The sequence below is a fragment of the Gluconobacter morbifer G707 genome (genome assembly GCF_000234355.1).
Classification (GTDB): domain Bacteria; phylum Pseudomonadota; class Alphaproteobacteria; order Acetobacterales; family Acetobacteraceae; genus Gluconobacter; species Gluconobacter morbifer.
Genome location: NZ_AGQV01000012.1, coordinates 35,451 through 48,414, shown reverse-complemented (window position 1 = coordinate 48,414; position 12,964 = coordinate 35,451). Strand labels below are relative to the sequence as shown.

Here is a 12,964-nt window from a genome sequence, read left to right as displayed (position 1 = left end):
CGATACTTGCGATACGAACGCATCAAGAACGCCACCGTCCGGATGGACCGTGGCGTTTTTCTTGTACGCCGCGAACTGCAGGATCGCCGCCAGATCGCCGCGCAGGATGATCGCCAGTTCCCCGTCGGCCGGTTGGAGCATGATCTCTGAGACGAGTGTGCGCAGACGCTCGGCCGCCTCGGTCTTCGTCTCCTCGGCCTGAAGGTTCTCATAGAGAGACGCGATCCGCTGTTGGTAGATCTCTGCCATGTTCGGATGGAGAAGGGGAGGCGGCTCCTCCGTGTTGGCCAGACGCTCTGTCACTTCGGCCTTACGTGCTTCCAACCGCTTCATGTCGTCGACGATTGCCTGGATTGGTCCACCAGCCTTGAGCGCCGTTAGAAGTTTTGTCAGCTCCCGATCAATGCGAGGTAATTCTTCTCGCATGGCAACCAGATCGGCGCCATGCTCCATACGCAGCCGGTTCACCTCACGGGTGAACTCGTTGCAGAATTCCTTGAACAGGTCCGGTTCCATCAGATGCGTGCGTAATCCACTGAGGACCGATGCTTCTAGTGCGTCGCGACGGATGTTGAGCCGGTTGTCGCAGGTGCCTTTGTTGCGCGATGTCGAACAGCCGAGCAGATCCTTCGAGATCATGCTGTAACCACCACCACAGCAACCGCAGCGGATCAGTCCCGCAAAGAGATGGCGCGGACGGCGCCGGTCATTGAGGGCCTCGTTTCCTCGTTCCGGCTGGCTGAAGGTCGTCTCGACCTGGCGGGCCTTTACGGCATCCCACAGATCCTGCTCGACAATCCGCAATTCCGGCACCTCCTGAATCACCCATTCGGCTTCAGGATTGAGGCGTGAGACGCGCTTGCCGGTATCCGGGTCTTTGAGATAGCGCAGCCGGTTCCAGACCAGCTTGCCCACATACATCTCGTTGTTGAGGATGCCGGTGCCGCGTTCCCGATTGCCGTGAATGGTGGATGGCCCCCATTCGCGTCCCTGCGGACCCGGAACGCCGTCCCGGTTCAGTTCCATCGCGATCGTGCGCGAGGACTTGCCGCGCGTGTAATCGGTGAAGATCCGCCTGACCGTGCGGGCCTCCTCCTCATTGATGGTACGGTCGCCCCGGATGCGCTCGCCTTTCGCATCGAACTGGCGCACCACGTCATAGCCATAGGAATTGCCACCGCCGGACTTGCCGTCCTCGACGCGTCCGCGCAGCCCTCGCCGGACCTTCTCGGCCAGATCCTTGAGGAACAGGGCGTTCATCGTGCCCTTGAGGCCGATATGCAGGTGTGTGACATCGCCCTCGGAGAGGGTGATGATCCGCACGCCGGAGAAGGTCATCCGCTTGAACAGGCCCGCGATATCTTCCTGGTCGCGCGACAGCCGGTCCATGGCTTCGGCCAGCACGATCGTGAAGCGACCGCGCGTGGCGTCCTGGATCAGTTCCTGTATGCCGGGGCGGAGCAGGGAGGCACCGGAGATCGCCCGGTCGGTGTAGCTGTCGACGATCGTCCAGCCCTGTTTCTCCGCGTGAAGCCGGCAGAGGCGCAACTGATCCTCGATCGAGGCATCACGCTGGTTTTCGGACGAATAGCGGGCGTAGAGCGCGACCTTCACAATCCCATCTCCCTAATCCTGGAGATCGCGTCGCCTCGCGGCCTCCACTTCAGCATTGACGAAATCCCGTGCGGCCTGACGGGCCAGAAGCCGGACCAGACTGACCAGCCGCGGGTCGCCTCCACTGCGTAATGGTTTCACGTTGGCGTCCGGGGCGTCGAGAACGAGCCGCAGCTTGCCAGCTATCGTATCGCGTTGGCGTGCCATCTTCCCGTCCTTTTTTAGTGGGGCGCTGGAAGTCGTGAGACACTATGGAGAATGGTCACGCTGTGCGTGAACAGAAAAATACACGGAAACAGAGAGATGGATCTTGAGGAACGGATCGTAGGATAGCGATGAGTAGCCAAGCGTAATCGGGGCGATCATATCACAAGAAGGTGATATCAGGCATGTAAAAGGGGAGCTGGCAGGAGATAGTATTCGAATCGGATGGAAGCCCAAGACGCAGATGTCGGTCTATTTCGGATGCGTGGGCAGCATTTTATAAGGGCGCTTCAGAGTAAATATTGCGTGACTCAAGTTGGCTGTTTTTTTATGTGAACACTCTTCTCCTAATACAAAACAAAACGTGGATGCTTTGTTACTGATTGCGCCGTCAAAACATGTTGCGGAAAAGCAGATAATAGATACGACTACTTACTTCGTCTTTATTCGAGCACAGTGATGGGACATAGTGAGCACGATCAGACCCACTCCAGACGAAAGCGCCGCCATCAGAAATACAGTACGGAGCGGAAATGTTTGCGCTAGCAGGCCACCAATGACAGATCCTGCTCCTAGGGCGACATCAAAAAACATGTCGTAAAGTCCTATGGCTGCGCCGGTAAAAGCGGAAGGTACAGATCGGGCAAGCGGAATGGCAAAAACCGGATAGGTCAGGGAAAATCCGGCTCCGCCGATGAAGGCACCAGCGATTGCGACACCCGGATCAGGTGCCAGCCACACCATGACAAAGCCAAGGGTTTCCGTCAGCAACATGACCGAACCGGAGATGGCCACTGGATAATGGTCGATCCTGTGGCTTCCGGCAAACCGCGCTGCCACATGGCCAACGCAGAATGCGGCGAGTGCGTATCCACCAAATGCCCAATGTTCCTGTGCAAAAGAAAGAACGAGGAACGATGAGATCGTGGCAAAACCTACGGACGACAGGGCGAGCAGCAATCCCATCGGCAGAACCATCCGGAAAAGCTGTTTCCATGGGACGGCGCCATGAGCGGCGGAATGGGAAGCCGGATGTAATGACCAGCCCGACAGAAGCATCCCTGCGACAGGCAGGATCGAGGCCATGATGGCAACCGTGTCAAAGCTGGCGTTCTGCTCGATGACCGCGCCTGCCGCTGTACCCGCCGCGAGGCCCGCGAACATGGCCAGCCCCAGCCATGACATGCCCGCCCCGACCCTGTCAGGAGGGACAGCCCCGATGATCCGGACAGCCCCGCCTGTCACCATGAGCCCTTCGCTCAACCCCATGAAAAGACGGCCCAGAAACACCAGCGCAAGAGCGATTGGTCGCGACCAGATGGGGAGAAGTGCCGCAACGTAGCAAAGTCCGGACAACACAGCCGCAGACAGACCAAGCGTAAGTGCCCGGTCGCCTCCCAGTCTGTCGCTCAATCGCCCGGCATGCAGCCGGGACAGGAGTGTCGCCACGGACTGTGTTCCCATGATGCAGCCGATTGTTGCGACGGACAGGGACCACCGTGCCTGAAGGACGGGAGGCAGCGCAGAGAGGGCAAGGCCCATGGCACTGGTTCCTGTCCCAATGGCCAGAACGGGTCGAAAGATTGCGGTTCTCAGGTTGAAGTCGGTCGCTGTGGGAAGAGAGCGTGTATCAGCCATTCATTACGGATATAATATCTCTAATTTTTAGAGAAATGACATCATGTCCGCATTAAACGGATATTATGTCCTGTATTGAAAGGCGAGCGTGGCCATGGATGCTCTGTCAGGTCTGGAACCATTCGTTTTTGCAGCCCGATTTCGGAGTTATGTCAAAGCTGGCCGACATCTTGGGATTTCTTCCTCGGCCGTCGCGAAAAGTGTTTCAAGACTTGAAGCCCGGCTGGGAGTCCAGTTGCTGAACCGGACCACTCGCAGCATCGGACTCACGGAAGCCGGAGTGGTATTTTATGAACGCTGCCGTCAGGCTCTGGAGGTCATACGGGATGCCGAGGCGACGCTGCATCATGCGAAAGGCTCGCCGTCAGGACGCCTACGCGTCAATGTGCCCCATATCGTGGGACGGCACCTGCTCATGCCGCTCATTGCGGATTTTGTGAGCCGCTATCCGGAGATCGAACTCGACATTGCGCTGGAAGACAGGATTGTCGATCTGATCGAGGAAGATATTGATGTTGTCATCCGCAGCGGTAACCTCCCGGACTCGCGCCTGATCGCCCGACGTCTGGGCGATCAGCATTTCATTACCTGTGCCAGCGCCTCCTATCTGGAAGCGAGCAGCCGACCGCTCCTGCCTGCGGAAATTCAGAACCATCGCTGTCTGCGTTATCGCTATCCCAATACCGGCCTGTTTGCTCCGTGGGTCTACGGGCCACCACATGATCAGGTCCGGCTTCCCGAAACCATGATTTTTAACAACAGCGATGCGGCACTCCGGGCTGCCGCTGACGGTCTGGGCTTGGTTCATCTGCCGGTTTATGTGGCACGGGATGCGATTGCTTCCGGGCATCTGATTCCTCTGTTTGAGAAATATTGCATGCCTATTGGATCACTCTGGATCATCTGGCCTGCCGCTCGCACGCTCTCTCCCAAGGTTCGCGCTTTTGCGGATTTCGTTCTTGAACGCTTTGCCGCAATGCCTGAAGCGTTCATGCCCTTTCGGGACGGTTACGGGAAAAATAGGTTTGCAGAGATACCATCTGGGCCACTGTCTGCACTTTATGATGGATGATGGATGATGGATGATGGATGCTTCCTACCTAACCGGGTGCAGGCATCGGCACGCTGAGCTATCTGGTAATGGTGAACAATTGCCCTACCGGATGGGAGTTGTTTGGATGCAGCAAGGTCATGTCCATCACGAGTTATGGCATGTGTTTGATGATCCATTCTTCCAGGGCCCTGACGTTTTCCGTCATTTCCATCCTGCCAGGCCAGATCAGCCCGTAAGATGTTCCATCCGCATCAAACCCGACCGGCGCTGCTAGCCGGCCGGTTGCGAGATCGTCCGTAGCGATGATATAGGGCGACAGGGCGACGCCCAGACCATTAGCAGCGGCTTCCAGCATCATGAAATGATGGTCGTACAGACGGATGTCGCGCGGCGTGGGCATGTCGGGCCGGGATGCCAGCCAGTTCTTCCATGCCTCGGGCCGGGTACGCGCGCCAAGCGCCAGATAATCCCCGCTGGCGAAACGCTGCGCCCTGTCAGGGCGCATGACCGGCCCCACCGTCTCCTGCGCAAGGATCGTCACTGTCCAGTCAGGATCGAGTGGAAAGTCGAGGCGCCGGATTGCCAGCGTGACGCGGTCGCGCGCAAAATCCAGCGCGCCGCCGCCGGTCGAAAGATGCACATCGATCCCCGGATGGCGGTCCTGAAAGTCGGACAGACGCGGGATCAGCCAGCGCATCGCCAGCGAGCGCTCGCACGACAGCACGATCGGCTGCACACCGGATGACGACCGGATCTCGGCCAGTGCTGCCGCGATCCCTTGCATCGCATCGGTTGCCGCTTCTGCCAGACGCAGGCCGTCCCGCGTCGGTCGCACGCCGCGCCCGTCAGGTTCCAGAAGCTGGAGTTTCAGGTCATGGGCCAGCTTGGACACCCGGCGGCTGACGGCCCCGTGTGTCAGAGCCAATTCCGTGGCCGCTGCCCGCACCGAGCCGAGGCGTGCAACCGCGGCAAAGGCACGCAGGTCGTCCAGCGATGGCATGTCTGAGCGTTTCATTGGTCAGTTTTTATCACCAGAACAGGTCAGTTCATATCGATTTTCCTCATGGATGGTTTCGTTATTCTCACCGGAATGATCAAAGAAACCAACCGTCCCACCTTGCCGCTGGCTGTCACGATGGGCGATCCCGCCGGGATTGGCCCGGAGATCGTGGTCCGGATGTTCCTGCGGCGACCGGCCCAACGGCGCTGGATCGTGGTGGGCGATCCGCTGGTGATGCGCCACGTACTGGCAGCCCTTGACCCGTCGGCCCGCATGCGCCGGATCACGACGCCAGCCGATGCCCGGTTTGATGACGGGGCACTGAATGTGCTGGTGTCGTCGGAATGCGTAGCCCTGCCGCAGGTGGGGCAGGTCAGCGCCGAAAGTGGCCGCGCAGCCTATGCGGCAATCGTGAGTGCGATCCGGCTGGCGAAGGCGGGCACCATCCGGGGCATTGTCACCGCACCGATCCACAAGGAGGCGCTCGCCGCCGCCGGACTACACTATCCCGGCCATACGGAAATCCTGGCCGAGCAGGCTGACGGCGCGCGTGTTGCCATGATGCTGGCGAACGAGGACATCCGGGTCGTGCTGGTGACCATCCACTGTTCACTCGGGGACGCGATCCTGCGCGCCGATCGTCACGCGCAGATGGCGGCGATCCGCCTCGCCCATGCAGGCGCACGCGCACTGGGTATCGAACATCCGCGCGTCGCCGTGGCTGGCCTTAACCCCCATGCCGGGGAAGGCGGTCTGTTTGGTGACGAAGAGACCCGCATCATCGGGCCCGCCATCGCACAGGCGCGCAGAGAGGGCATCAATGCCTCCGGTCCCTGGCCCGGTGACACGGTTTTCATGCAGGCTCGCGAGAGGCGCTTCGATATCGTGGTTGCGCAGTACCATGACCAGGGACTGATTCCAGTAAAATATATGGGTCTGGCGCAGGGTGTGAATATCACGCTCGGCCTGCCTTTCGTCCGTACCAGCCCCGACCACGGTACGGCTTTCGATATTGCGGGGCAGGATATTGCTGACCCCTCGAGCTTGGAGACGGCGTTCGATTACGCCCTTCGCCTCACGACCGGAGCGACGACATGACCCGACCCGATTTCATTTTCATGCTGACCCGTCATGACCGGACGGTGGAGAACGCTGCCGATCTGGTCGAAACTGCCCGTATGGCAGGCATCCGCCATATCGGGTTCAAGGATATCGGCCTGCCGTTTGCCGCACTCCAGGCGCTTGCCAGCACCATCCGCCAGGCCGGGGCGAAGGTCTATCTGGAAGTCGTCTCGCTCGATCGCGATAGCGAACTGCGTTCGGTGCAGGCCGGGATCGCGCTGGGTGTCGATTATCTGCTGGGTGGCACCCATGTCGATGATGCGCTGAGGTTGCTGGAAGGCACGACGATCCGCTATTACCCTTTTCCCGGCCAAATCAGCGGGCATCCGAGCATTCTCGAAGGGACCGAAAACGCAATCGTGCGCAGCGCGGTCGATCTCGCCTCCCGGCCCGGCGTTCATGGGCTGGACCTGCTGGCCTATCGGTTCGCGGGAGATGCGCCCGGCCTGATGCGGCAGGTCTGCACCGCTGTGGCAGGCAAGCCTGTCATCGTGGCCGGTTCGCTCGATCGGGCGGAGCGTATCCGCGCCACCGCCTCGGCAGGGGCAGCCGGTTTTACGGTCGGCACGGCGCTTTTTGATGGTGCGTTCCCAACGTTACCCGATCTGGCGCGGCAGATCGCCTATGTCCGGATGACCGTTCGGCAACTTTGACGGAGATACCCAATGGAAAAAATCAACTTGGCTCAGGCTTTTACGACATTTCCCCGATTAGTGGAGCCCCCATGTGGCTGATGGTATCAACATATTCCAGATCAAGCTGGCGAAATTCAGGGGCGCGTTCGACTGGCATCATCACGAGTATGAAGACGAACTGTTTCTGGTCATCTCCGGGACGTTATGCATGCATTTCCAGGATCGTGACATTGATGTCGATGTTGGCGAATTTATCATTGTGCCGCATGGGGTGGAATATTGCCCCGAAGCTTTGGGTGACGAATGCCATATTGTTCTGCTGGAACCGAATACGGCCCTTAATACCGGTAATGTGACCCGCGACCATACTGTACGCGCGCTGTTCCCGATATAGTTTGAAACCCAACCTAGGGCTTTTTGATATTGCTTTGAGAAGCTGACGACTGTCTTTGCGTGAGACTGGCCAGCCAAACATCTGGCTATGCCTTTGATAACCCGTAACCGGACTTTCTGCTCCTCTGGCTTAAACAGCCTGTCTTTTCAACGAATGGAAACAGAGAGGCTGAACTCGCCTCATATCGGGCATACATTTTCTTAAATGGCTTTCCGCATATCGGATAAGACAAAGTAAATGATCTCTTGCATATTTTGTCAAGAACTTAGATGCTGAGTGGTCTATCACTCAGCACTATAAAGCTAACTCTCCGAAGTGTCGCCAGGAAATGCACATTTCAATGATGGCAGATTATATGTATTCTGTATGGAAACCTATTTGGAGGCAACGAGATGACCCTAAACATTGTTTGGAGAGATCCTGGTTCACGCGTCCATTTTTTTTCAGACTCGCGTGTCAATTTAGGAAATGTAACAAGTGATTTTGGCATTAAGGTAACTAGAATGCCTTATAACATCTATGGTCCTGGAACAGGTGGACATCCTCCAACTCTACTCCAATGTGGCGATATCGCAATTACATTTGCAGGCCACAGTATCTTCCCGTTGATGATTAAGGAGACCTTAGCCGAAATTCTTTATAGAGTCCAAGCTGTTCCGGGATGGTCTCACTACGACATGGATGCACTATCAAAACTTATTTTCCATGCATTCGAGATCATAGTGAGAGATGCAAATTTTAAAACGTATGATGCATTTGATGTCGGTATTATATTCGGCGGCTGGTGTGAAGCAACGCGTAAGCACCGGATTTATAAAATGGAAGTGACAAAGGAGATATCGCCGTCATTAACTGAGGTTCTTGTTGAGCCGAATAGTATTGAGGTGATGGGAAGCGGGAAGGAAGAGGCTGAACGTCTACTTGAGGATCAACCGCTAAACCCGAAGACGATATTTGGTGTTCTTAAATCCGTCATCGATAATACTACAGTGGATACTGTGGGTGGTAATATCCAATACGGCGATCTTGATGGAAATAGATTTCGCCCTCGTGGGGTGTCGGAAGTTAAGGATGGCGAAGTGCATTACTGGCGCGGAATGCTTGATCTAAACTCGAAGGAATTTACAGAGGCTACATCTCTGGTTCCTAATCTTCCTTGCGTCGATTTAACACAATTATAAGTATCTAAATTAATAACCCTTTTTTTGAAATAATATTCAAAAAATATAATAATAAAATGATAATATACTGAATTTTTTTCAATCGTATTTTGAGACTTTACTCGATTCTATTATTATCTGCACAGTCACCTCGGGTTCTTGTATCCTTCTCTTCTGTCTGGCATCCGGTTTCGAGATGCCAGACCAAATTATTGAGCGTGCGAGATTGGCGCGAAGTTATTGCCTAGCACTACTTTGGCAGAAAATTTGGAATAAGGATTCCCAACGGGTGCGATCGGTGATTCATGGAAGACCAGCTGTAGCGGGAGCTGGCGATGAACACCGACTGGCGATCGGATCTGGAAGTATGGCTTGCGCCATTTCTGGCGGCCCTGGGTCACAAAGCGCAGCGGGCGATGTGTCCGGCTTATATTGCAGGCCTGATCGGACCTGGTGACCGCAAGAGCGTGCAGCCCATGGCTGCACGCAATGGCGATATCCCTTATGACCGACTGCATCATTTCGTCAGTACCGGTGCGTGGGACAGTGCGCCACTTGAGGCTGCTCTGTGGCGTCATGCTGACCATCTGGTAGGCGGCGAGCATTCATGGCTGATCATCGATGATACCTCCCTTCCCAAAAAGGGAGAACATTCTGTTGGTGTAGCGCCCCAATATGCTTCGACCCTGGGCAGGAAAGCGAATTGTCAGACATTGGTGTCCGTGACACTGGCTTCGCGTGAAGTGCCACTGATGCTGTCACTCCGTCTGTTCCTGCCCGATACCTGGACAGCAGATCCGGCACGCCTGAAGCGGGCTGGTGTTCCACTGGAACATCAGGGCTCCAGGACCAAACCGGAGATGGCAATCGAAGAGATTGATCGCCTCTGTGCCGCCGGTGTCCGTTTTGGCTGTGTTCTTGCGGATGCCGGTTATGGCCTGTCCTCCCCGTTCCGTCAGGCTCTGAGCGCGCGGAACCTGCGCTGGGCAGTCGGGATACCACGTCATCAGAAAGTCTATTCCGCCGATGTGGAGCTGGTGTTTCCGGCCAGAAAGCGCGGCCCATCCCGGATGCATCCGGTACCGGACCAGCAATCTGTCCCTGCCCATAAGATACTGGAAACTGCAACATGGCGCAGGGTCAGCTGGCGTCGCGGGACCAAAGGTGGCCTGGCGGCCCGCTTTGCAGCCATGCGGATACGCGTTGCAGATGGTCCAGCCCAGCGTATCGGTGGCCGGAGGGCCCAGCATATGGAGGCCATCGCTGCCGAATAGTGCAATGGGTTTTTGGAATAGTGAGACAGCGGCTTCCGGTGCCTGGAAGGCGCTGTTTTCATGTCTGGCGCCCCGAAAAGAGGGGGAGGTCGGCTTCGCCTCTGGTGCCGAATAACCGGTATAAGAGGAGAGTTTTTCATGACCTCAACCACCATCCTGCCCCCTGCGTCCCGTGGCGCCGCGTCCGGCGGCTTCCGGATTGATCTCTCCCGTGGCGAACGGAGCGCCCGCGTATCGTCCGAATGGTTCTCGCGCCCCGATGACGAGCGCTACCTGTCTCTGTCCGACCTGCATGCTGCGACCCTGGCGCGGGCGGACCGGGCCACGGCCCGCACCGTGGAGAGCCGCGCCATCCGCGTGGAAGCCTCGCGCGATAATGCCGAGCGCCTGACTTTGACCGTGCCGGGACAGAATGACCCGATTGCGCCCACGCACTGGTCCTTTGGCCAGATGTGCAGCCTGGTCGGTGCGCCATCGTCATACCTGCGTAACCTGCCGGCCCCACTGGCGGCGATCAACCTGCAGCACGGTCTGCTGTCGCACCGCGCCGAACTGGTGAAAACGCTGGAAACCGAGGACGGCCGCGTCGAGCTACGCGCCGTCACGGGGCCGGATTACGGCCGCATCTGGGATCATGAACTGGTTGGCGCGGTGCGCAAGATCGCCGGTGACGGCACAGGTGATACCAACTGGAAGGTGCCCGGTGTGATCGACTGGGCCACCATGACCCATAATCCCTATGTCGACATCACGAAGGAGACCACGACGCTCTATGCATCGGACCGCGATGTGTTCCTGTTCCTTGTGGACGACACGCACCCGATCGAGGCGGGCCGCCTGCCCAACGGCGATCCCGATCTTTATTTCCGGGGGTTCTATGCCTGGAACTCGGAAGTCGGCAGCAAGAGCCTCGGCATTGCGTCATTCTACCTGCGCGGAGTGTGTCAAAATCGTATGTTGTGGGGCGTGGAAAATTTCGAACAGATCACGATCCGGCATAGCAAGTTCGCCGCCTCGCGTTTCGTACATCAGGCGACACCGGCCCTGCGAAATTTCGCCACGGCCAGCCCGGCGTCGTTCGTCTCCGGCATTCAGGCCTCGCGCAAGGCGCTGGTGGCCAGAACCGATGACGATCGGGAAAGTTTCCTGCGTCGTCGCGGGTTCTCGAAACCGGAAACCAACAGGATCATCGAGACGGTACTGCACGAGGAGGGGCGCAAACCCGAGAGCGTGTTCGATTTCGTGCAGGGGATAACGGCGCTGGCGCGAACGAAGACCAACCAGGACACGCGGCTGGATCTGGAGGGCAGGGCACGAAAGCTGATGGAGAAGGTCGGATGAACGCGCCCATCATCAGAAAGTGGCGTGGTGGGGAAGGGGCGGCGGACAGGGTCCGCCGCCTTTTGCCTGTCGGCAGGTCAGTCGTTCAGGCTGTCCTTGAGCGCTTTGGCGGGCGTGAAGGCCAGCTTGCGCGAGGCTGCGATCTGGATGGTCGCGCCCGTGGCCGGGTTGCGGCCTTCGCGGGCGGCGACTTCCCTGACCTTGAACTTGCCGAAGTTCGGCAGGGTGATTTCATCACCGGCCCTGGCGGCGGCGGTCATCGCCTCGATCAGGGCGTCCAGCACCTTGCGGGTATCGGTTTTGCTCGTGTCGGTGGTGGTGGCGATATGATCGACCAGATCGGCAATCTTCATGAAACTATCCTTTTGCATTCGGGCCTGTGCCCGTTGCCTCTGCCGTTACGGGGGAATCATGGCGGCATCAAGTCTGCAGGGAGGGTGAGATGACAGATACGCAGTCATGGGATGCTGGCGATCTGGTCCGCAGGCTGGCCGAAAACGCCGAGGCGGTCTGTCGGCATTACCTCTCCGCCGGGCGACGGCATGGCAATTACTGGCTGGTCGGGGATGTTCATAACACCCCGGGGCGGTCGCTCTATGTCCGCCTGCATGGTGGACCGGACGGGCGTGGCCGCGCGGGCAAATGGACGGATGGCGCGACGGGGCAGCATGGCGATCTGCTTGACATCATCCGTGAAAGCCTCGGGCTGCTGGATTTTCGCGATGTCGCCGATGAGGCCCGGCGTTTCCTCAGTCTGCCGCGGTCCGAGCCACGATCGGCCCCTGATCGCGGCCGCTCCCATGCGTTCAGCCACGATATTTCGGGACAGGCATCTGGCACCGCAGACGCCGCACGTCGGCTCTGGGCCATATCACGCCCGATTGCGGGCACACTGGTGGAAACCTGGCTGCGGCATCGTGACCTGACTCGCCTGACGGACCTGCCATCGCTGCGTTTCCATCCTGACTGCTACTACCGCGCAGATGCGGATAGTCCGATCGAGACCTGGCCCGCGCTGATTGCCGCTGTCACCGACCTTGAGGACCGCGTCACCGGCGTGCACCGGACCTGGCTGGCGCGCGACGGAAAGGGCAAGGCCCCCGTCGCCATGCCCCGTCGGGCGATGGGCGATCTGCTCGGCCACGCCGTGCGCTTTGGCGCGGTGTCCGACGTTCTGGCGGCAGGCGAGGGGATCGAGACGGTGCTGTCGCTCCATGAGGTCATGCCGGATCTGCCACTGGCCGCCTGCCTGTCCTCGGCGCATCTCGGCGCCATGGTGTTTCCGCCTACGCTGCGGCGCCTTTACGTGCTGCGCGATGACGATCCCGCCGGGGACCATGCGGTGACGACCCTGCAGACCCGGACGCACGAGGCCGGGATCGAGTGCCTTGTGCTGTCACCGCGTCTGGCAGATTTCAACGATGATCTCCGCTACCTCGGGCGTGGCGCAATGCGGGCGATCCTGCATTCCCAGCTTGCCCCGCAGGACGTGGCGCGGTTTCTGCATCCGGTCACGCACTGAGGCGGG

12 protein-coding genes and 1 pseudogene are annotated in these 12,964 nt (G+C 58.4%); 8 read left to right on the top strand and 5 right to left on the bottom strand.

From position 1 onward, the window contains the following. From GMO_RS12250 to GMO_RS12240, 3 genes are all read right to left on the bottom strand, one after another. On the bottom strand, window positions 1-1,614 hold a 1,614-nt coding region (locus GMO_RS12250; RefSeq protein ID WP_040509612.1), incomplete at its 3' end, for a recombinase family protein. A gap of 12 nt (window positions 1,615-1,626) precedes the next feature. Continuing rightward, entirely contained in the window at window positions 1,627-1,821 is a 195-nt protein-coding gene (locus tag GMO_RS12245) for a hypothetical protein (protein ID WP_040509610.1), read from the bottom strand. Window positions 1,822-2,250: 429 nt separating this feature from the next. Next, a complete protein-coding gene (locus GMO_RS12240; RefSeq protein ID WP_008852740.1) occupies window positions 2,251-3,360 on the bottom strand; it encodes an MFS transporter in 1,110 nt (369 codons plus the stop codon). Window positions 3,361-3,550: 190 nt separating this feature from the next. Between GMO_RS12240 and GMO_RS12235 the strand changes: the two genes are divergently transcribed. Continuing rightward, window positions 3,551-4,528, top strand: a complete 978-nt coding sequence (locus GMO_RS12235) for a LysR family transcriptional regulator (RefSeq protein WP_040509605.1) — start codon at window positions 3,551-3,553, stop codon at window positions 4,526-4,528. A gap of 133 nt (window positions 4,529-4,661) precedes the next feature. Here the strand turns inward: GMO_RS12235 and GMO_RS12230 are convergent, their stop codons facing one another. Continuing rightward, window positions 4,662-5,525: a LysR substrate-binding domain-containing protein gene (locus tag GMO_RS12230; RefSeq protein ID WP_008852737.1), complete on the bottom strand. Its 864-nt coding sequence runs from the start codon at window positions 5,523-5,525 to the stop codon at window positions 4,662-4,664. A 48-nt stretch (window positions 5,526-5,573) separates the two neighbouring features. On the opposite strand from GMO_RS12230, the gene pdxA reads away from it, so the two are divergent. From pdxA to GMO_RS12200, 6 genes and pseudogenes are all read left to right on the top strand, one after another. Then, a complete protein-coding gene (pdxA, locus tag GMO_RS12225) occupies window positions 5,574-6,608 on the top strand; it encodes a 4-hydroxythreonine-4-phosphate dehydrogenase PdxA (RefSeq protein WP_008852736.1) in 1,035 nt (344 codons plus the stop codon). Further along, a complete protein-coding gene (locus tag GMO_RS12220) occupies window positions 6,605-7,285 on the top strand; it encodes a beta/alpha barrel domain-containing protein (RefSeq protein WP_008852735.1) in 681 nt (226 codons plus the stop codon). Before pdxA ends, GMO_RS12220 begins: the two co-directional genes overlap by 4 nt. A 73-nt stretch (window positions 7,286-7,358) precedes the next feature. After that, window positions 7,359-7,661, top strand: coding sequence for a cupin domain-containing protein (locus GMO_RS12215; RefSeq protein WP_008852734.1), 303 nt, complete (start codon window positions 7,359-7,361; stop codon window positions 7,659-7,661). A 392-nt stretch (window positions 7,662-8,053) separates the two neighbouring features. Further along, complete coding sequence (locus tag GMO_RS12210) at window positions 8,054-8,842, top strand: hypothetical protein (protein ID WP_139064473.1); 789 nt, start codon at window positions 8,054-8,056, stop codon at window positions 8,840-8,842. A 277-nt stretch (window positions 8,843-9,119) separates the two neighbouring features. Beyond that, window positions 9,120-10,074, top strand: a pseudogene (locus GMO_RS12205) (IS701 family transposase); the annotation flags it as partial. 159 nt (window positions 10,075-10,233) lie between these two features. Beyond that, entirely contained in the window at window positions 10,234-11,436 is a 1,203-nt protein-coding gene (locus GMO_RS12200; RefSeq protein WP_008852732.1) for a hypothetical protein, read from the top strand. A gap of 77 nt (window positions 11,437-11,513) precedes the next feature. Here GMO_RS12200 and GMO_RS12195 read toward each other — a convergent pair whose 3' ends face one another. After that, on the bottom strand, window positions 11,514-11,789 hold the full coding sequence (locus tag GMO_RS12195) for an HU family DNA-binding protein (protein ID WP_040509599.1): 276 nt from the start codon (window positions 11,787-11,789) through the stop codon (window positions 11,514-11,516). An 89-nt stretch (window positions 11,790-11,878) separates the two neighbouring features. Here GMO_RS12195 and GMO_RS12190 point away from each other — a divergent pair, with 89 nt between their 5' ends. Further along, window positions 11,879-12,958 (top strand): DUF7146 domain-containing protein, encoded by a 1,080-nt coding sequence (locus tag GMO_RS12190; protein ID WP_008852730.1) that lies wholly within the window; start codon window positions 11,879-11,881, stop codon window positions 12,956-12,958. Window positions 12,959-12,964 lie beyond the last annotated feature (6 nt).